Annotated in this window: 18 protein-coding genes; 1 reads left to right on the forward strand and 17 read right to left on the reverse strand. The window is 68.0% G+C overall.

Annotated elements, in window-relative coordinates; all coding sequences use genetic code 11:
* The 8 genes from SROT_RS11975 to SROT_RS15780 form a co-directional block, all read right to left on the reverse strand.
* Window positions 1-504 carry a hypothetical protein gene (locus SROT_RS11975; protein ID WP_013139290.1) on the reverse strand — a complete coding sequence of 168 codons (504 nt, stop codon included), beginning with the start codon at window positions 502-504 and terminating at the stop codon, window positions 1-3.
* The gene (locus SROT_RS11980; RefSeq protein ID WP_013139291.1) at window positions 501-866 is read right to left on the reverse strand and encodes a hypothetical protein; all 366 of its coding nucleotides are present in this window, start codon (window positions 864-866) and stop codon (window positions 501-503) included. The genes SROT_RS11975 and SROT_RS11980 overlap by 4 nt, the downstream gene beginning before the upstream one ends.
* Window positions 867-912: 46 nt before the next feature.
* The gene (locus SROT_RS11985) at window positions 913-2,199 is read right to left on the reverse strand and encodes a hypothetical protein (RefSeq protein ID WP_041407277.1); all 1,287 of its coding nucleotides are present in this window, start codon (window positions 2,197-2,199) and stop codon (window positions 913-915) included.
* Entirely contained in the window at window positions 2,111-2,842 is a 732-nt protein-coding gene (locus SROT_RS11990) for a hypothetical protein (protein ID WP_013139293.1), read from the reverse strand. Before SROT_RS11990 ends, SROT_RS11985 begins: the two co-directional genes overlap by 89 nt.
* Window positions 2,839-3,798, reverse strand: a complete 960-nt coding sequence (locus tag SROT_RS11995; protein ID WP_013139294.1) for a hypothetical protein — start codon at window positions 3,796-3,798, stop codon at window positions 2,839-2,841. The genes SROT_RS11990 and SROT_RS11995 overlap by 4 nt, the downstream gene beginning before the upstream one ends.
* On the reverse strand, window positions 3,795-4,133 hold the full coding sequence (locus SROT_RS12000) for a hypothetical protein (protein WP_013139295.1): 339 nt from the start codon (window positions 4,131-4,133) through the stop codon (window positions 3,795-3,797). The genes SROT_RS11995 and SROT_RS12000 overlap by 4 nt, the downstream gene beginning before the upstream one ends.
* 249 nt (window positions 4,134-4,382) lie before the next feature.
* Complete coding sequence (locus SROT_RS12005; RefSeq protein ID WP_013139296.1) at window positions 4,383-4,721, reverse strand: hypothetical protein; 339 nt, start codon at window positions 4,719-4,721, stop codon at window positions 4,383-4,385.
* Window positions 4,718-4,999: a hypothetical protein gene (locus SROT_RS15780; protein WP_148223434.1), complete on the reverse strand. Its 282-nt coding sequence runs from the start codon at window positions 4,997-4,999 to the stop codon at window positions 4,718-4,720. The genes SROT_RS12005 and SROT_RS15780 overlap by 4 nt, the downstream gene beginning before the upstream one ends.
* A 334-nt stretch (window positions 5,000-5,333) precedes the next feature.
* On the opposite strand from SROT_RS15780, the gene SROT_RS12020 reads away from it, so the two are divergent.
* Window positions 5,334-5,780 carry a helix-turn-helix transcriptional regulator gene (locus tag SROT_RS12020; RefSeq protein WP_013139298.1) on the forward strand — a complete coding sequence of 149 codons (447 nt, stop codon included), beginning with the start codon at window positions 5,334-5,336 and terminating at the stop codon, window positions 5,778-5,780.
* On the opposite strand, the gene SROT_RS17165 is transcribed toward SROT_RS12020, so the two are convergent.
* From SROT_RS17165 to SROT_RS12070, 9 genes are all read right to left on the reverse strand, one after another.
* Window positions 5,777-6,229: a DUF3263 domain-containing protein gene (locus SROT_RS17165; protein WP_049773360.1), complete on the reverse strand. Its 453-nt coding sequence runs from the start codon at window positions 6,227-6,229 to the stop codon at window positions 5,777-5,779. The two genes, SROT_RS12020 and SROT_RS17165, sit on opposite strands and share 4 nt — an antisense overlap.
* A gap of 289 nt (window positions 6,230-6,518) precedes the next feature.
* Window positions 6,519-7,655: an acyl-CoA dehydrogenase family protein gene (locus tag SROT_RS12035; protein WP_013139300.1), complete on the reverse strand. Its 1,137-nt coding sequence runs from the start codon at window positions 7,653-7,655 to the stop codon at window positions 6,519-6,521.
* Between the two features lie 11 nt (window positions 7,656-7,666).
* Window positions 7,667-8,662 carry an NAD-dependent epimerase/dehydratase family protein gene (locus SROT_RS12040; protein WP_013139301.1) on the reverse strand — a complete coding sequence of 332 codons (996 nt, stop codon included), beginning with the start codon at window positions 8,660-8,662 and terminating at the stop codon, window positions 7,667-7,669.
* Window positions 8,659-9,912 carry an aminotransferase class I/II-fold pyridoxal phosphate-dependent enzyme gene (locus SROT_RS12045; protein ID WP_245535294.1) on the reverse strand — a complete coding sequence of 418 codons (1,254 nt, stop codon included), beginning with the start codon at window positions 9,910-9,912 and terminating at the stop codon, window positions 8,659-8,661. The genes SROT_RS12040 and SROT_RS12045 overlap by 4 nt, the downstream gene beginning before the upstream one ends.
* Before the next feature lie 362 nt (window positions 9,913-10,274).
* A complete protein-coding gene (locus tag SROT_RS12050; protein ID WP_013139303.1) occupies window positions 10,275-12,491 on the reverse strand; it encodes an MMPL family transporter in 2,217 nt (738 codons plus the stop codon).
* 10 nt (window positions 12,492-12,501) lie between these two features.
* Window positions 12,502-13,266: an enoyl-CoA hydratase family protein gene (locus tag SROT_RS12055; RefSeq protein WP_013139304.1), complete on the reverse strand. Its 765-nt coding sequence runs from the start codon at window positions 13,264-13,266 to the stop codon at window positions 12,502-12,504.
* Window positions 13,267-13,275: 9 nt separating this feature from the next.
* A complete protein-coding gene (locus tag SROT_RS12060) occupies window positions 13,276-14,430 on the reverse strand; it encodes an acyl-CoA dehydrogenase family protein (RefSeq protein WP_013139305.1) in 1,155 nt (384 codons plus the stop codon).
* On the reverse strand, window positions 14,427-16,469 hold the full coding sequence (locus SROT_RS12065) for an acetyl/propionyl/methylcrotonyl-CoA carboxylase subunit alpha (RefSeq protein WP_013139306.1): 2,043 nt from the start codon (window positions 16,467-16,469) through the stop codon (window positions 14,427-14,429). The genes SROT_RS12060 and SROT_RS12065 overlap by 4 nt, the downstream gene beginning before the upstream one ends.
* 2 nt (window positions 16,470-16,471) lie before the next feature.
* Entirely contained in the window at window positions 16,472-18,070 is a 1,599-nt protein-coding gene (locus SROT_RS12070) for an acyl-CoA carboxylase subunit beta (RefSeq protein WP_013139307.1), read from the reverse strand.
* Between the last annotated feature and the right edge of the window lie 12 nt (window positions 18,071-18,082).

The raw sequence follows: 18,082 nt of genomic DNA on the forward strand, positions 1-18,082 counted from the left end.
CTACTTCTTGATCCCGCACGCGGGGTTCACGTCGTTCGCCGCGCCGCTCATTGCGTCCGCGTGCTCGTCGAACTCCGAGTTCGAGCCATGCCGCTCCAGGACGTCGGCGAAGCTGCGGACGATCTTCACGTAGGAACGCAGGTTCTCCGCGAGGCTGTCGGCGAGCTGCGGCGTGATCGCGGCCTCGATCTTCGCCGCGCCGTCGCGGAACTCCTTGGCGAGGGCGTCCGCCTTCGGAGCGGCCTGGGGGTCCGAAAGCGGGACGCTCTCGGGCACCTCCTTGGTGAACTGCTTCTCTGCCTTCGCAATCTCGTGGGCGGTCTTGTCGAACACTTCGCACACCGCGCTCGCGGCCTCCATCGCGGACTCGCGCCCGGACTTCGCCGACGATGCGGGCGCAGCAGGGCTCGATGTGGTCGCGGCCTGTTGCGGCGCGGCTGCGCGGGAGCATCCGGCTGCCGCGAGCGGTACGACGAGGAGCGCGAGGGCGCGGCGTGCGTTCACGGCTTGTACTCCTCGTAGGCGTGGATGATCGAGGCGACGTTGTCGTAGTCCTGCTCAGTCAGGTCGCGGAAGCCTTTGTGCGCGATGTCTTTGAGCGCGTCCACCGCCGAGGCGAGCCCTCCCAAGGTCATCACCCAGCTTTGCGGGGAGTTCTCCAGCATATTTTTGATCGCGCCGTCCACAGCGCGCCCGTCCGAGCTCGACCCGCACGCAGGGGTCGAGGACCACTCCACGAGCGTGTTCGCGCCCTGCGCGAGGCCGTCCACCGCGACCGACAACGCGTCGAGCGCTCCGGTGATCGCCGAGACCCCGTGGTCGGTTACCTTCACCACCCCTGTTGCGGTCTGACTGTCGCCGCCCATGCCGTTCTCCTTCCCGCCGCAGTGCGCGGCTTGCCACTAGTATTGTTCATCGCCGCGCGTCCTTCCACGCCAGGCGCTTGGCCCGCTCCACCAATCCTTGCACCAGGTCGAGATCTCCTCCGACCGCGAGCCGCTCGTAGCCCAAATCCGACAGCGCCATGCGCGCCTGCGCCTCGCTCCGCGCGCCCGCTGTGGCGCTCGCGATCAGCACGGAGACCCCCGCCACAAGCATCGAGAACGGCTCGAAGCACGCCTGGACCGCGCCCGCCCGTTCCTCGAGCCCCAGCTGGGCGACCGACTCCCGCCATTCGCCCAGCTCCCACGCGGCCTGACGCACCACGTCCCGAACACGCCCGGCCAGCTCCGCGCCGAACGGCTCCGAACGGCGCAGCACCCCCACCGCCTCCAACAAGGCCGGGCTGTCCTCGGCGTAGCTGTCCTCGACGCACGAGACCGCCAGCTCCTTCGCGACCGGCACCACAGCGGCAGGGGGCAACGCCCCCAAAAACGCCGACACCCCCGGATCGACTGCCTGCAAACGGCTCGCGCCGCCTGAGCCCCAGCCCGGGGCCGCGACAAGTGTGACGGCCTCCCTGCGCAGCTCATCGGTGGGATTTCTGGCGTTGACCCATCGGATCGCCCCGGCCAGATCCTCCGAGACCTGCGCGCTAACCGCGACCGCCACCAACGCCGCCTGGCCTCCCCGCTCCCCGACATGCCAACTCGCCCACGCCCAGGCGTCCGCCGCCGCCTCGGGCCACCCCGAGACCTCGGCAGGAGCGGCCCCCGAGCCCGCCGCGACCCCGTAGGGCACCACAACGCCCGGCGGCGCCCAGTTCAACCCCTCCTCGAAGAACGCCCGGTAGTACGCGTGCCCGCCCTCGTCTTTGAACACCGCGACAGCCGACCCGGTCGGCGGCAGCCCCCACACCGCCCTCGCCGCGTCCAAGCTCCCCGCCAAAGCCGAAGCGCGCGCGACCGCCTCGTCCAACAGCCCTTGGTCCGGGTCCGCCCCCGCGAGGAGATACCCGTCGCGGACCCCGGCTGCCCCTGTGCCACTGGCCCCGAGGAAATGCCCGGACGGGGCGACCCGGTTCGGATCAGCCGCCGACCAAGGCGTGTGGTCCGTGGACATCGGCGGCGGCGCGAGCGCGGCAGCGCCCATCGCGGTCGTCGTCGCGCCAGGGTCCAGCTGCGCTCCCGCGTGGTGGCGCTCGTCCGAACGGTCCTCTTGCGCCTGCCGCTCAGGCGAGGGGCGGCTCGCGGGCGTTTGCGTCCCACCAGCCTGCGCCCCTGTGGAGGTCTGCTTCGGATCTGTCGGGCGCGCCGTCACGATGCACGGGTGCGTCCTCTGCGGCCTTCGGTGCCTCTCCCATGACCCGGCTCTTGGCCTCGTGCTGCTCCGAGGCGGTCGCGACGCCTCCTCCGCGCCGGGAAGCCGCGTCGCTGTCGTCTTCGGAGTCGCCGCCGCTGTTGGACGCGATGGTCTTCGCGGAGTCGCGGAGCTGGTCTGCGAGTTCTTGGCAGGCTTTGCGGCCTTGGGCGATCTGGTCGGCGATCTCCGCGTCGACGAGGTTGCCGGGTTTGTTCTGCAGCTTGGCCCGGAACCGGATCGCGTCCACACGGGACTTCACAGTGCTGGCGACCTGGGCCATCTTGACTTTCGTGGTGCGGATGTCGTCGGCGAGCTTCTGCGCGTGCGCGCGGTCCTGCTCGGAGGCGTCGCTGTTGTCCTCGTAGTCTTTCGCCCGGCGCTCGAGCGCGTCGCGGGCGGCGTGCCCGCCGTCCCCGGTGAACACCTCGGCAAGCAGCCTCGCCTTGCCGTCGAGGGCTTGCGAGCAGCCGAGCTGGCAGTCGCGCACGTCGGCGAAGCGGTCGGCCCATGCCTGGACGAGGAGTTCGCTCAGCTCGACCCACAAGCCGTCGACGACCTGTGCTTCTATCTCCCCGGTCGGGCGCGGGTACCCGGCGCTCACAGCTCGCCCGCCGCCCTGCGCTCGGCCTGCGCCGCGAGCGCGCGCTCGACCTGGTTCTTCTCCGCGTCCCCCGGCGCGAACCGGAACAATCGGACCTCCGGTAAGAACTCCTCGTCGCGCTCGCGCATGTACTCAGGATCGTTCACGACCGGCCAATCAGCGACCCCGTAGGTCAAATCCAGCCCCAGTTCCTCCCCGAACCCCGGCACAATATCCCCGACAGAGGGCACTCGCGCGAGCAGCGGCGCGACGACCTCGACGCACCAGGCTTGCGCCTCGATCCCAGCCTTGCGCAACGCCCACCCGAGTTTGCGCCCCAGCTCGGGCTCGCGCTGCAAGAACACCTCGCGCACCAGGCCCCGCCCGTCGACCTCGACCATCACATCCCCCACCGCAGGCGTGGTGTGCAGCGTGAACCGATACGTCTTTTTGCGGTCGCGGTGCGCCGCGAGGTCGTCCAAATCGCCCTTCCCGCGCCTCGCGCTCGCGCGCTCCAAGAGGAGTTTGAAATCCTCGACCGCGCCCTCCACCTGGTCGCTCACCCGCGCGCCTGCGGGCAGGTACGGCGATTCCCCCGCTTCCGGCGCGGGGACGCCCGGTTCGAGGAACGCGGTCGCGTGCGCGACGCAGCGCCGCGCCAGCCACATCGCCCCCTCGTAGGCCGCGATGACGAACTCGCACCCGCCCACCGTCAACCGCAGCAGCCCGAAGCCGGGGTCGTGGGAGGTGCCGCGCTTGGGAGCGCCCCCGATATCGACGGCCCCGGTGAAGGCGGGCGCCTGGAACGACACCCCGCCGCCCGCGATGAAATTCTCATGCTGGTCGAACTCGGCGGCGAGCCTGTCCCCGGCCTCCGCGAGCTTGACCTCGCTCTCGTCGCGGCCCTCGTACCAGTCGTCGGGCCGCTTGCGGACCATGTATTCGTTCGCGAGCCCCTGCCACACGCCATCGGTCATCTCATGACCTTCCCGATGTCGTCCCCCGAGGCGGTGTCCGTGCCCGTGGTGAGGTCGATGCCCGAGAACGTGGACGCCAAAGTGTCGTCGGCCTTCTCAGAAGCCGCCTCGTCCCGACCCCGCGACCCCTCCAACAGAGCGAGCAGAGCCTCCTTCACCGCGACGCTGGCCTCGTCGGACGCTCCGCCCAGCTCCGGGCGGCGCTCCCGCGCCTCGTGAGAGTCTTTCGAGGCGTTCTTCACCGCCTCCTGCGCTTCCAGCGCGAGCGCACGAGCGCGATCCGGGTCAAGGTACACGTCGGCCGGGTTCGCAGGCGCGGGGGTCGGGTCAGCCATGTGCCGCCCCCCGAGGGGCAGGCGGCGGCGCATGGAGCCTGTGGAGCCGCGCGCCGCCCCCCGACGTGGGGAGGGAAGGGGGCGGCGCGGGCAGACCAAATAGCGGCGCGGGCAATACTGCTGTTCGCGCGGCCATACTTGCTTCTCCCAATGCTTGGGCCGAGACGCGAGGGTTTCCGCTCCCCGACGATCCGGCGTTCTTTCCGAGCACTCTAGCCACCGCCACAGCACCGCGCAAGCCCGGCGCGCTCACCGCAGCGCCCAAGCCAAGCCAGCAGCCACAACCAACGCGAAGCCGCCAGCCGCGAATCCTGTGGACAGCGGTCGGCCGAGGAAGAATTCCGGCAGCCGCTCGACCCCTCCGAGCTGCCACTGCGCCCGGTGCTTCACCAACAACCAGACCGCCCATACCACGGCGAAGAACGCGAGCACGCACTGCGCCACCTCCTCGCCGGGACTGCCCACACCTCGGTCGAGCCGCCAGAAATCGAAAGCCAGGATGAACACCTGCATCACGGCCACCACTATCGGCACCCAGGGGGAATCCCACACCGAGCGCCCGCCGCTTCGCCCTTTGGCCTCGCTCATCCGCAGAACCACGCGACCATCACGGACGGGTAGGAGACCAAGCCCGCGACCGCGAACGCCGTGAGCGCCGGGCGGTCCAAAAAGAAGTCCGGGATCTCGGGAAACACCTCGTCCCTGCCCTCGTCCTGCATCCTCACGAACAGCCACGCCGCCACAGCTGCGAGCAGATAGGCCCAGGCCCAGCAGAACATCGCCACCCACGGGTCGAGCAAGTCGTGATAGAACGCCCACGACTCCCAAAACATCCCCACGCCCATCGCGACGACTATCCCAGCCATCACCACCGGCCAACCCCTCCACATGTGGGTGTCCGTCCGACTTTCCGCTTCCCTCGCCATATGGCTCCGCCTCTCCGTCTCTCCCGCAGGAGTCCCAGTCGTTCTGAATTTGACGCGATCCCCGAGCCGCACGGCGCGCCGAAGCGCCCCGTGAAACGTCACCGGAGAACGCGATTGACAGGGACCATAGCATGCGGAATCGCCCTTGGCTAGTCTCCGATATACCGGAATCTAAATATGGATACTTACACGTAGCCTGATAGACGGAAACTCTCCGGGTTGGGACGATGCTGACCATGCAGCCCCGTCCCAGCACCAACACCACGAGCCGCTGATGGGCCGCAGGGAACTGCGCGGCTTCAACCCCGAGGCGCTCGCCGCCAGGCGCAAGAAGCTCGGCATGGCCCGCCAAGACATCGCCCGCCTCGCGGAAGTCTCCACCAAGACCATCTGGTCATGGGAGACCGGCGCGAAGAGCCCGCAGATCGACCGGCTCGCCCGCGTCGCCAAAGCCCTGCGCACCACCCCCGCAGCCTTCATCGCCGTGCCCAAGGGGCAGCGCACCCTCGCGGACCTTCGCGCGATGGCCGGGCTCACCCAGCCCCAGCTCGCACGAGACGCAGGGATGAGCACCACCGCGCTCCAAGACCTCGAACGCGCAGAGACCCGGCTCACCGAGCATAAGGCCGAACTCCTCGCCCACGCGCTCGGGCTCACGCCCGAGATTGTCCGCGCGGCCTACGAACGGGCCCGCGTCCGCCCGCCAGGGGCTCCCGCCTAAGCCGCCCGCCTGACGCGCTCACGAGCCGAGCGGAGCCTCCGCAGCCGCTTCACCAACACCGGATCCGCACGGTAGGCGGCGGGATCGTCCAACAGCCGGTTCAGCGCCTGGAAATAGGCCACCGGGCTCTCCCCGAATCGAGCCCGGATCGCGGATTCCTTCCCCGCGCCGGTCTTGAACCACAGGCGCTCGAAGGCGAGCCGGTCGGCAGAGAGCGGATCGAGACCAAAGGCGTTCTTCATGCCCGCGATCATCACACCGGCCACCGACAACCCCTGGATTCCAGGGAGCGTGCGTGGAGCAAACGTGGAGCAGAGCCGCGAAAACAGGCCCGTGGAGCAGGAAATGGAGCAACCCGACCTACCCACAGTCGTGGAGAAACGCACAAAGACTGCAATCACGTCCAGCAGCTCATCCCCGAAAATGCACAAAGACTGCACCACGCTCACCCATACTCGCAGGTCAAAGACACACTGCTAATGTGTTGCCCGGGCAACCGGGCCGAGGGTTCAAATCCCTCCGTTTCCGCCAAAACCTCATGCAGAAGGCATGTTTTCGCATCGCCCATTACTCTTGTTCGCGAAGAAGGCTGTTTCGTGGCGCACACGTAGCGCAGAGAGCGCGAGATCCACAGGCCGCGGCGGGCGGGGGCAGGGCGGTTTGATCTGGCAGCGCTTTGCCGGACGGCGGCCCGTCCGGCTGCGACAAAGCGCCGTCAGCCCGAAACCCCGCTGCAGGCTATGTCGCGGTGAGCTCGACTTTGTTCCCGGTCTCATGGTCGACCAGGAAGAGCCCCGATTCGCGCAATGTGGGCGGGTGGAACGAGTAGGCGGCGACGCAGGAGGCCAAGTAGGCGACCTCGGGGTCGGTGGCGAACGCGACCCCGCCGACGCGGGAGACCAGACGCGCCACCGCTGGCTGCAGCGCGTCGCGCAGGCCCAACCGGATCCACAGGAGGTCGGCGAAGAGGTCGTCGCTGCGGTCTCCCCCGTCGTAGCGGGCGGCGATCATGCGCAGCGCCCGCCAGACCCCTTCGACGGGCGAGAGGAGCTCTGCGAAGTCGGCCTCTGAGAATCCGGGGCGGTCGGCGAGCTTGAGCGCGATCCGGGTCGCCGCGCCGATGTAACCCGCGGTGATGAGCAGGCCGAACAGGACGTATCCGGCCTTTTCGCTGACTTCTTCGGGGTCGTCTTGTTCGCTGATGATGAGCAGGTCGTCGGGAACGAAGACGTTTTCGAAGACCACTTCGTCGGTTTGCGCGGCGGCGAGGGGGCTGGTGGTCCAGAGCGGTGTGACCGAAAGCCCTTCGACGCCGTTCCAGATGAGCGCGATCGCGCGTTGCCCTGTGTCGGCCAATTGCGCGCTGGCCATGATGCAGTCCATGCTTTTGGCGAGGCTGCAGGGTTTTTTGCGCCCGGTGAGGGTGTATCCGCCCGATGCTTTGACCGCCTGCATTGTGGGATGGAAGACGCTGCCGGCGATGGTGCCTTCGGAGAAGCCGGACGCGAAGACGGTGCCGTTGCCGATCAACATTTTCACCAGGTTCTTGGTGTCTTCGTCCGCGGTGACGGCGTAATCGACGAGCCCCGCGACGGAGAGGTAGTGCATGGTGGTGGCAGCCGCGAGGGAGGGGCTCAGGTAGCCGACGCCGCGTTGCAGCTCGACCGCTTCCAGGCAGGTGGCTCCGAGGCCGTCGAGTTCTTTGGGCGCCGTCAATCGGGGGCCGCCGTGCTGCTTCCAGCGCCCGATGACGTCGTTCGCCGGGTCTTCTGCGGCAAGAAGGCCGAGGGTGGTGAGTTCGTCCGCCAGTTCGGGCAGGTGGCGGCGGACGGCGGCGAGGTGGTCGAGCTGCGCTGCGAGTCGTGCGCGTTCCATCGGGTTCTCCTTCAGATTGCGGCCGTGCGGCCAGGGGTGCGGGGGCTGCGGCAGCGGGCTGCCCGGTACTGGGAAAAGGCTTCAGCCGAGCTCATCGATGGTCGCCATCCGGTTTGGGAACGAAGTTTCTCCGCGGTGATCAAGGGGTCGCCGAGGGTGGCCCAATGGCCGGAGTAGGGCGTGAGCCGAAGCCGGAAAAGGATGTCCGCCGCCGCTTTGAAGAGGCCGAGCGGGCCGGGGAGCAGCCATGCCTTGGTCTGGGCGCAGATCTCCGCGACGCTGGTGGAGTCGTGGGGGGCGACGTTGTAGAGGCCGGTGAGCCCTTGTTGGAGGATCACGGCGTAGGCGGCCACGAGGTCGGCGTCCCAGAGGAATTGGTAGCGGGAGCGTCGCGGTTCGGGAAAAGCGACAATTTTGCTCAAGAAGGTCCGCAAACCAGAGTTGTCGAAGTGTTCTCCGACGATGTAGCAGGGGCGCACCACCGCGAGTTTGGCGGCGTCTTCTGGCGCGTTGGCCCAGTACCAGTTGGCGAGGTGCTCGAGCAGGGCTTTGTGCTGGAAGTAGTAGTGGCCGTTGTCGGAGTCTCCGGCCGGGTAGTGCGCCTCGGTGGCGTAGTGGCCGGTGCCGCAGGCCGCTGTGCCCAAGGCGTCCGCGCTGGAGGTCAGCACCAAGTGGCGCACGCCCACCCGGTTCGCCTCCTCGATGAGCGCTCTGGTCGCCAAGACGTTGACGCGGTGCGCGAGGCGTTTGTCCCTGGGCTCTTCCACGCAGTAGGCCAGGTGCACGAGGGCGTCGTAGCCCCGGACGGGCTCCAGGTTGATGGCGCCGCCGAGGTCGAGGGCTCCCTCGCGCAGTTTGGCGTGCGCCACCCCTGTCGCGCGTCTGCCGAGCGCGGTCACTTCGGAGATGTCGTCGTTCGAGAGCGCCCAGGAGAGGACTGCGCGGCCGAAGTCGCCTGTCGCGCCGGTGAGCGCGAGGCGGAGGCCCCCGCTGCTTTTCGCGCTCATGCCGGTTCGAAGATCCAAGAAAGCTCGGCGTGGAGCAATGCCGCGCATTGTCGGACATCGTCCTCGCTGAGCTCGGAGTTCATGCAGACCCGCAGGATTGGTTTGCCGAGCGGGACCGCCGGATAGATGGCCGGGGTGACGAAGAGCCCTTGGTCTTTGAGCTGGTTCCAGCTCAAAGCGGTGCGCAGCTCGTCGCGCAACCGGATCGGGATGATCGGGGACCAGTCCGGGCTGCGCTCGTCCGCGCGATGCAGCGCGACGTCCAACGGCGCGAGCAACGCGCGCATGAGACGCGAGTTGCGTTCGAGCCGTTCGCGGCGCTCTTTGCCCTCTTGGCTTCGGATGAGGCCGATCGAAGCGGCGGCGGCGGCGATTGCTCCGGGGGTGCCCGACGTGCTGAACCAGAACGCCCGCGCGGCAAGGCGCACCTCGTCGACGAGGTCTTGTGAAGCTGCGATAAACCCGCCGAGGCTGCCTGCGGATTTCGACAAGGACCCCATGATGATGTCGGCTTTTTCGCGGACTCCGGCGTGTTCGGCCAGTCCGGCCCCGGTCTCGCCGAAGACGCCGAGCCCATGCGCCTCGTCGACGAAAAACAACGCGCCGTGCTCTTTGCAGACCGCGCCGATCTGTTCGAGCGGCGCCGTGGAGCCTTCCATGGAGTAGAGCGAGTCCACGATCACCATCGTGCGGCGGAACGAGGTTCCCGCGTGGGCGCGCAAGACTTCGACGAGCGAGCCGAGGTCGTTGTGCGCGAATTTCGCTTCGACCGCCCGGCTCAGCCGGACTCCGTCGCGGATCGAGGCGTGCGCGTAGGAGTCGACCACGGCGAGGCAATCGGGGCCGAGGAGTCCTTGCAGCGCGCCCACGTTGGTTTGGTAGCCGGTGGTGAAGAGCACCGCGTCCTCTTTGCCCATCCAATCGGCGAGCGATCGCTCGATCTCGGTGTGCATCCGGTAGGTGCCGTTGAGCAAGCGGCTGCCGGTGGTGCCGACGCCGAATTCCTGGGTCGCTTCGACCGAGGCCGCGATGACTGCGGGGTGGGTGGCGAGGCCGAGATAGGAATTCGATCCGAGCAGCACGCAATCGCTGCCTTCGACGTTGACTCTGGGCGCGTGGACTGAGTCGATGCGCCGGAAGAAGGGCAGCTGTCCGATGTCGCGGAAATACCGCATCATCGCCACACGCTGATCGATGTCCTTCGAGATATCACCAGATTCTACAAACTGAACGGCTGGTTCGTTCATCATGCGCGACCTTACTCAGGGCTCAACGGCACACATGCCAAGGAGCGGATGGGGAAGCAAAGACAGCGGCGGAAGATCAGGGCGAATCCATGCCCAGACGCGTCCGTCCTTGCGTCGACGTTTGCTGATGAGCCGCCACGGCGGAAAGCGCTGAGGCTGCTCGGACTGCCAAATCTGCAGATCCGACTTGGCCGAGGATAGCACTGCGCGTATAAAGATTTGATCTCGGAGAGGAAACCGGACGATAACTTTCATCGCACACGATGTTTTTGGTGGGTTTCCCCCGCCGGAAGCGGGCGGAAAAACCCAGCAACAACGGGGCAGGCCCCCGCCCGAACGCCCTCGGCGGCGCCCCGGGACGGGGGTCAGCCCTCCCTGAGCCCGACGCGGCGGTGCAACCGCGCCAACGGCTCGGGGAGCCACCAGTTCCATGTGCCCGCGAGCCGCATGAACGCGGGCAGCAGCACCATGCGGACCAATGTCGCGTCCACGGCGACCGCGACGGCGAGACCAAGGCCGAACATCCGCATGAACGAGACCTCGCTCGTGATGAGCGAGACGAAAACGACGAACATCAGCAGGGCGGCGGCGGTGACGACCCGCCCGGCGCGGGAGACGCCGAGCGCCACCGCTTCGGCGTTGTCTTCGGCCCGGCGCGCGGAGGCAAGCCAGAACTCGCGGATCCGAGACAGCAGGAACACCTCGTAGTCCATGGACAGGCCGAACGCCACGGTGAAGAGGAACACCAACATATCGGAGACCAACGTGCCCGTGGTCGTCGTGCCGAACCCGCCCACATGCCCCTCTTGGAAGATCCACACCAGCGCCCCGAGGGTGGCGCTGAGCGAGAGCGTGTTGAGCACCAGTGCCTTCAACGGGAGCAGAATGCTGCCCGTGAGGAGGAACAACAGGAGGAACGTCGTCACCGCGACGAAGCCGAACACGAACGGCAACTGGCGCATGATCGCGGCGACTGTGTCCTCATTGAGCTGTTCTGTGCCCGTGAACAGGACTTCGACGCCTTTCGGCCGCGGAACCGCCCGCACATCCGCAAGCGCCGCCCTGGACTGTTCGGTGAACGCGGGAGCGCGGAGCACTGCCGTCAACCACACGCTCGCGTCCTTCGTGCCCGCCGCCGCTCCCGAGGGGCCCGCGAGCCCGCCGCGCACATGGGAGCCGTCCGGCGCGTCGACAACAGCGACGCCGGGGACCTTGGAGAGCTCGTCGGCGTACCCAGAAACCTCCTGCGCGGCGATCCCCGACGCGTCAGGGATCACGATGGACACCGGGACTGCCGCGTTCTGCGGGAACTCCGCGCGCAACGCGTCGCCGACCTGGCGGGACTGCGCGGTAGCGGGAAGGACGCGGTCGTCGGGGAGGCCGAATTGCGCGCGCGTGAACGCGGACCCCAGCAGGAGCAAGGCCGCTGTGGCGGCAAGGGCGCACGTCGCCGCGTGGCGCATCACGAACCTCGTCGTCCGATACAGGACGCCGCCCTGCGGGCCGGACTCCGCGGCAGGGGCCGGGTTTCTGCTTTTCCTGCGCAGGAGCCGACGGACGTCCAAGCCGTCGATCCGGTCGCCGAGCAGCATTATCATCGCGGGCGCGACCACCACCGCGTACAGCGCCGCGAGGGCGACGACGGCGCATCCGGCGTAGGCCATCGAGCGCAAGAAGTACATCGGGAAAACCCCGAGGGCTCCCACCGCGAGAAACACCGTGCACGCGGAGAAGGCGACCGTGCGACCAGCCGTGTCGACCGCCCGCCGCAACGCCGCGGCGCGGTCCTTGGTCCTCTCGTGCTCTTCACGGTAGCGGCTGACCAGGAGCAGCGTGTAGTCGATCGCAAGAGCGAAACCCATCGCGGTGGTGAGATTGAGCGCGAACACGGACACATCGGCGAACACGGTGAACAGCCGGAGCGCGCCAAGGGTCGCCGCGATGGACAGCAGCCCGACGACCAGGGGCAACAGCGCCGCGTACAACCCGCCGAACACCCACATGAGCACGAGGAAGGTCAACGGGACGGCCACTGCTTCCGCGGAGACCAGGTCGCGCTCGGACTGCTCGTTGATCTCCGAGAGCACCATCGACATGCCGCCCGCCCGCACGGTGAGCGCGCCGTGCTCACCGGCGACCTTGTCGGACACTTCCTTCGCGTGCTTCTGCGCCTCGCTTTCGCCGCCGGAGACCCTGGCGAGGATCAACGCCGCTTTCCCGTCTGCGCTCACCATGGCGTTCGCCTCGGCGGGAGCGAGCCCCCACGGGTCCAGGACCGACGCGACATGCGGGGCGTGTCGCACCGTCGACACGAGCTCGCGCGCCTGCGCTGCGGCTTGCGGCGCGAAAACACCGTCCGGGGAGCGGACCACGAAGGTCAGATCCGCATCGCCTTGGCCGAATTTCTCAGCGAGAAGTTCCGCCCCTCGGACGGACTGGGAGCCGGGGTCTTGAAAACCCGCCGCGCTGAGGTGCTCGGCCACGGTCGCGCCGTACCCCGCCGCCGCCATGGTGCACACCGCGGCGGCGAGGAGCACCCTCCTCGGCGCGCGGATGGCCAATCGAGACACGTGGCGGAGCATGTGACGGATACTACATCGCCCACCGGGGCTCGCGTTTGCGCAGAAAAGCGGTGACGCCCTCGCGCGCCTCCTCGGACTGGAAGAGCCGGGCGGAAAGGGCAGCCAGGTCCGGCAAGTCGCGGAAGCGCTCGACGGCTTGGGCGTTGACCAGGCGCTTGGATTCGGCCAAGCCTTGCGGGGAGGCTTTGAGCAGGGCGGCTTTGAACGCGGCGAGCTGTTCGTCGTGGTTGTCCTCGGCAGCGGTGATCAGACCGATGCGCTGCGCCTCGCCGGAGCCGAACGTCTCGCCGGTGAGGAAGTACCGGCTGGCCGAACGAAAATCGAGCCGGGGCAGCACGGTCAGCGAGATGACGGCGGGCGCCACGCCGAGCTTCGCCTCGGGCAAGGCGAAACTGGCGTTCGGCCCGGCAACGGCGATGTCCGCGGCGGCGACCAATCCCATCCCGCCGCCCCGGACATGCCCGTCGACGGCGGCGATGACCGGCTTGGGCAACTCGAGGATCTGGCGCAGCAGCTCGCCGAGTCCGTGGGTGGCGAAATCGGCGTGCTCCCCCGAGGCGGACGCGAGGTCCGCCCCGGCGCAAAAGGTTTTCCCCGCGTGGGTCAGCACGACAGCGCGGACCGACGGGTCCTCGCCCGCCGCTTGCAGACCGGCGCGCAATTGTGCGATCAAGGCGGGCGAGAGCGCGTTGCGGTTGTGCGGGGAGTCGAGCGTCAGGGTGGCGAACCCGTCTGCGGTCTCGCTGCGCACGAGGGTGTGCTCGGATGTGGTCATCGCGCCGCCTCAGTAGGACTTGGGCAGGCCGAGTGTGGTGCTGGCGATGTAGTTGAGCGCCATTTCCCGGCTGACCGGGGCGATCCGCATGAGCCGCGAGTTCGCGAGCTGGGTGCCGAGGTCGTATTCGACGGTGAGGCCGTTGCCGCCGAGCGTCTGCACCGCTTGGTCGACCGCTCGTGCTCCCACTTCCCCGGCGGCGTACTTCGCCATGTTGGCGGCCTCTGCCGCGCCCGTGTCGTCGCCCGCGTCATAGAGCGTCGCTGCCTTCTGCATCATGAGTTTCGCGAGCTCCATCTCGACTTTGATCTGCGCGAGCGGATGCGCGATCGCCTGGTGCGCGCCGATGGGCGTTCTGAACACCGTGCGGGTTTTGGCGTAGTCCACGGCGCGGCGCAAGGCGTACCGGGCGGTGCCCACGCCGCCGGCCGCCGCCATGATCCGTTCAGGGTTCAACCCGGCGAACAACTGCATGATGCCCGCGTCGGGGTCGCCGACAAGGGACTCGGCGGGCAGCCGGATGTTGTCGAAGGCCAGCTCGAACTGGTGCTCAGGGATGCGCAACGCCATCTCGATGGCGCGGTACTCGAAGCCAGGGGTGTCGCGGGGCACGATGAACAGCGCCGGTTTGAGGCTGCCGGTTTTCGCGTCCTCGGTGCGGGCGACGATGAGCACGGCGTCGGCGACGTCCACTCCGGAGATGTAGACCTTGCGCCCGGTGAGCAACCAGTCCGAACCGTCGCGCGTGGCGGTGGTGGTGATCCGGTGCGAATTGGAACCCGCGTCGGGCTCGGTGATGCCGAACACGAGGATCTTCGAGCCGTCGCCGAGGCCGGGCAGCCACTGCTGTCGCTGCTCGTCGGTGCCGAATCTGTTGATGACGTTGCCGCAGATCGCTGGCGAGACGACCATGAGCAGAAGGCCGCTGCCTTGGGCGTTGAGCTCTTCGGCCACCAAGGACAGCTCGTACATGCCCGCGCCGCCGCCGCCGAACTCCTCAGGGATGTTCACGCCGAGGAAGCCGAGCTTGCCCGCCTCCCGCCACAGATCCCACGGGTACTCGTCGGCTTTCCAACATTGGTCCATGTACTTCGGGCCGTAACCGGCGGCGAATTTGCTCACCGCTGCCCGGAGTTCTTGGCGCTCCCGCGTCTCCGACGTCATTGCGTGCTCCTTTTCTGTGTTCCTGCCTCTTCGGCGGGGTTTGTTTCTTCGACTCTGGCAAGCATCGCGCCTTGGTTGACCTGGTCGCCGACCGCGACGTCCAGCTCGACGAGCGTCCCGTCGGCCGGGGAGTTGACAGCGTGCTGCATCTTCATCGCCTCCAGCCACAGGATGGGCTGTCCGGCGCGCACGCGCTCGCCGACCTGGGCGCCGAGCTTGATGACCGACCCCGGCATGGGCGCGATGAGCGACCCGGCGACGATCTGGTCGGCGGGGTCGGTGAATGCCGGTTTGCGCCGCAGCGCGACCGGCCCCAGCGGCGAGTCGACGTCGAAAACGTCGTGCCCGCCGTCCGCCGCCGCGCAGGACACCGCAAAACGCCGGAGCACGCCGCCTGCTTCGAAAAGGACTTCGTGCGCGGCGGCGCCGCTGCCGAGACGCACGTCGAGCAGTGCGACGTCCGGGTGCTCGGGCGCGAGGAGGCGGCCGCGCTCGAACCGGTACCGAACGGCGATCTCCTGTCCGTCCGCGGTGATGAACGCCTTCTGGACCAGCTGCGAAGGCAGGTTGCGCCACCCGGTGGGCAGCGCCGCGAGGACAGGGTTGGCGACCTGGTTGGCTTTCGCGTCCGCGACTGCCGCCGCGAGCGCCGACAACGCGATGGCCTGCGCGTCGGCGACCGGCGCGGCGAGCGTGTCGAGGCCGATCCTGTCGAGGTAGCCGGTGTCCGTTTTCCCTTCGAGGAATTCCGGTTCGGCGAGGATATTGGCCAGCAGCTCGCGGTTGGTGACCAGTCCGTGCACTTTGGCGCGCAGGAGCGCCCCGCGCAAAATCCGGGCCGCTTCCCCCCGAGTCGGGGCGTACGCGATCACCTTGGCGAGCATCGCGTCGTAATACGGGCTCACGTGCGATCCCGATGCGAAACCCGCGTCCACGCGCAGCCCGCCCCTCCCGGACGGGCCCTGGAACTGGGCCCCTTCCAGCTCGAATCGCCGCAACACGCCGGTCTGCGGCCGGTAGTCGTTCGCGGGGTCTTCAGCGTAGAGGCGCACTTCGATGGCGTGCCCCCGGGTCTTGGGCGGCTCGGGGCCGAGCGCCTCGCCGTCCGCGACGCGCAATTGCAGCTCGACCAGGTCGAGGCCGGTGGTGGCCTCAGTGACCGGATGCTCGACTTGCAGGCGGGTGTTCATCTCCAAAAAACGCACATCGCCGTTCTCGGAGACCAAGAACTCGAAGGTGCCCGCCCCCTCGTAGCCGATGGCTTTCGCGCCGCTGCGCGCGGCTTCGAAAAGCCGCTCGCGCAACGCGGGCCCGATTCGTTCGACCAACGGAGCCGGGGCCTCTTCGACAACCTTCTGGTGGCGGCGTTGCAGAGAGCACTCGCGCTCCCCCACTGCCCACACCGTGCCGTGCCGGTCGGCCATCAATTGGACTTCGATATGGTGCGCGTTCTGCAAATACGGCTCGCAGAACACGGCGCCGGAGCCGAACGCCGAAAGCGCTTCGGCTGCGGCCGAGTCCACCGCTGCGGCGAGCTCGCCCACGTCGCGCACCACCCGCATGCCGCGACCGCCGCCACCTGCTGAGGCTTTGACCAGAACGGGGAAGTCGGCCTCGGCGACCGAAGCCGGATCGAGGTTCGTGAAGATGGGGACGCCGACCGCGGCCATGCGCTCTTTGGCGGCGATCTTGGACCCCATGAGTTCGATGGACTCCGGGCTCGGCCCGATCCAGGTCAGGCCAGCTTCGCGCACGGCGCGGGCGAAATCGGCGTTCTCGGACAAAAAGCCGTAGCCGGGGTGGACGGCGTCCGCCCCGGCGCGCTTCGCAGCGTCGATGATGAGATCCCCGCGCAGGTAGGTGTCCGCCGGGGCATTGCCGGGCAGGCGCACCGCGGAGTCCGCCTCCGCGACGTGCGGGCTCGCCGCGTCCGCGTCGGAGAACACCGCCACCGTGGCGACGCCGAGCCGACGGCAAGTGTGGAAAACCCGGCAGGCGATCTCGCCCCGGTTCGCGACCAATACAGACGTCATTGCCATGTTCACATCCTGAAGATTCCGAAGCCGTCCGCGCCTTTGACCGGGGCGCCGTGCAGAGCTGATAACGACATTCCCAACACCGTCCTCGTGTCGCGCGGGTCGATGATGCCGTCGTCGAACAACCGCCCGGACAGGAACAGCGGCAACGACTCGGCCTCGATTTGCGCCTCGATGGCGGCGCGGACCGCCGCGTCGGCGGCCTCGTCCACCGCCTGTCCCCTGGCCTCGGCGGCGGCGCGCGAGACGATCGAGACCACCCCGGCGAGCTGGGCGCCGCCCATGACGGCGCATTTCGCGTTCGGCCAGCTGAACAGGAACCGGGGGTCGAACGACCGCCCGCACATCCCGTAATGCCCAGCCCCGTACGAGGACCCTATGAGCAGGGAGATGTGCGGGACTTTGGAGTTCGAAACGGCGTTGATCATCATCGAGCCGTGCTTGACGATGCCCGCCTGCTCGTATTGTTTGCCGACCATGTAGCCGGTTGTGTTGTGCAAGAAAAGCAGCGGCGTGTCGAGCTGGTTCGCGAGCTGGATGAACTGCGTGGCCTTCTGCGACTCCTGGGAGAACAGCACGCCTCGTGCGTTGGCGAGAATCCCGACGGGGTAGCCGAAGATCCGGGACCAGCCGGTGACCAGGCTCGACCCGTAATCCGGTTTGAACTCGTCGAAGTCCGAGTCGTCCACGACTCGGGCGATGACTTCGCGCGGGTCGAACGGGATCTTCAGATCGGCGGGAACCACGCCGAGCAGTTCCTCGCTGTCGTAGCGGGGCGGGACCGGAGCCGCTTGCGGCGCAGGGCCCTGTTTGCGCCAGTTGAGCCGCGAGACGATACGCCTGCCGATGCGGATCGCGTCGAGTTCGTCATGCGCGAAATAGTCGGCGAGGCCGGAGATCTGGGCGTGCATCTGCGCGCCGCCGAGCTCCTCTTCCCCGGACTCCTCCCCGGTCGCCATCTTCACCAGCGGCGGGCCGCCGAGGAAGACTTTGGAGCGCTCCTGAATCATGACGATGTGGTCGCTCATACCGGGGATGTAGGCCCCGCCCGCTGTGGAGTTGCCGAAGACCAGCGCGATGGTGGGGATACGCGCTTGAGAAAGCCGGGTCAGGTCGCGGAACATCCGCCCGCCAGGAATGAACATGTCCTTCTGGCTGGGCAGATCGGCCCCGCCGGATTCGACGAGCGAGATGAGCGGCATCCGGTTCTGCAGGGCGATCTCTGCGGCCCGGAACACTTTGCGCATTGTCCAGCCGTTGGAGGTGCCGCCTTTGACCGTGGGGTCGTTGCCGCTGATGACGCATTCCACGCCCGAGACGTAGCCGATGCCGAAGACAGTGGAGGCTCCGACCGTGTACTCCGACCCCCAGGCCGCGTACGGGCAGAGCTCAAGGAACGGCGTGTCCGGGTCGAGCAGCGCCTCGACGCGCTCGCGGACGAGCATTTTGCCGCGTTTGCGGTGGCGGGCGATTTTCTCTTCCCCACCGCCCGCGAGGACTTTTTCCTGCTCGGTTCTGAGTTCGGCGAGTTTCTCCAGCATCGATTCCGCGGCCTCGTGGTACGCGGGCGACGCGGTGTCGAGCGTGGAGCGCAAGAGTGTCATCTGCTCGCGCCC

This window comes from Segniliparus rotundus DSM 44985 (assembly GCF_000092825.1).
Taxonomy (GTDB): domain Bacteria; phylum Actinomycetota; class Actinomycetes; order Mycobacteriales; family Mycobacteriaceae; genus Segniliparus; species Segniliparus rotundus.

Bases quoted from the DNA above. Each gene is read 5' to 3' on its own strand.
- SROT_RS12045 (WP_245535294.1), bottom strand. From the start codon at position 9,912: ATGATGAACGAACCAGCCGTTCAGTTTGTAGAATCTGGTGATATCTCG.
- SROT_RS12040 (WP_013139301.1), bottom strand. From the start codon at position 8,662: ATGAGCGCGAAAAGCAGCGGGGGCCTCCGCCTCGCGCTCACCGGCGCG.
- SROT_RS11980 (WP_013139291.1), bottom strand. From the start codon at position 866: ATGGGCGGCGACAGTCAGACCGCAACAGGGGTGGTGAAGGTAACCGAC.
- SROT_RS12055 (WP_013139304.1), bottom strand. From the start codon at position 13,266: ATGACCACATCCGAGCACACCCTCGTGCGCAGCGAGACCGCAGACGGG.
- SROT_RS12035 (WP_013139300.1), bottom strand. From the start codon at position 7,655: ATGGAACGCGCACGACTCGCAGCGCAGCTCGACCACCTCGCCGCCGTC.
- SROT_RS12070 (WP_013139307.1), bottom strand. From the start codon at position 18,070: ATGACACTCTTGCGCTCCACGCTCGACACCGCGTCGCCCGCGTACCAC.
- SROT_RS12065 (WP_013139306.1), bottom strand. From the start codon at position 16,469: ATGGCAATGACGTCTGTATTGGTCGCGAACCGGGGCGAGATCGCCTGC.
- SROT_RS15780 (WP_148223434.1), bottom strand. From the start codon at position 4,999: ATGGCTGGGATAGTCGTCGCGATGGGCGTGGGGATGTTTTGGGAGTCG.
- SROT_RS11995 (WP_013139294.1), bottom strand. From the start codon at position 3,798: ATGACCGATGGCGTGTGGCAGGGGCTCGCGAACGAATACATGGTCCGC.
- SROT_RS12000 (WP_013139295.1), bottom strand. From the start codon at position 4,133: ATGGCTGACCCGACCCCCGCGCCTGCGAACCCGGCCGACGTGTACCTT.
- SROT_RS12050 (WP_013139303.1), bottom strand. From the start codon at position 12,491: ATGCTCCGCCACGTGTCTCGATTGGCCATCCGCGCGCCGAGGAGGGTG.
- SROT_RS12020 (WP_013139298.1), top strand. From the start codon at position 5,334: ATGGGCCGCAGGGAACTGCGCGGCTTCAACCCCGAGGCGCTCGCCGCC.
- SROT_RS12060 (WP_013139305.1), bottom strand. From the start codon at position 14,430: ATGACGTCGGAGACGCGGGAGCGCCAAGAACTCCGGGCAGCGGTGAGC.
- SROT_RS12005 (WP_013139296.1), bottom strand. From the start codon at position 4,721: ATGAGCGAGGCCAAAGGGCGAAGCGGCGGGCGCTCGGTGTGGGATTCC.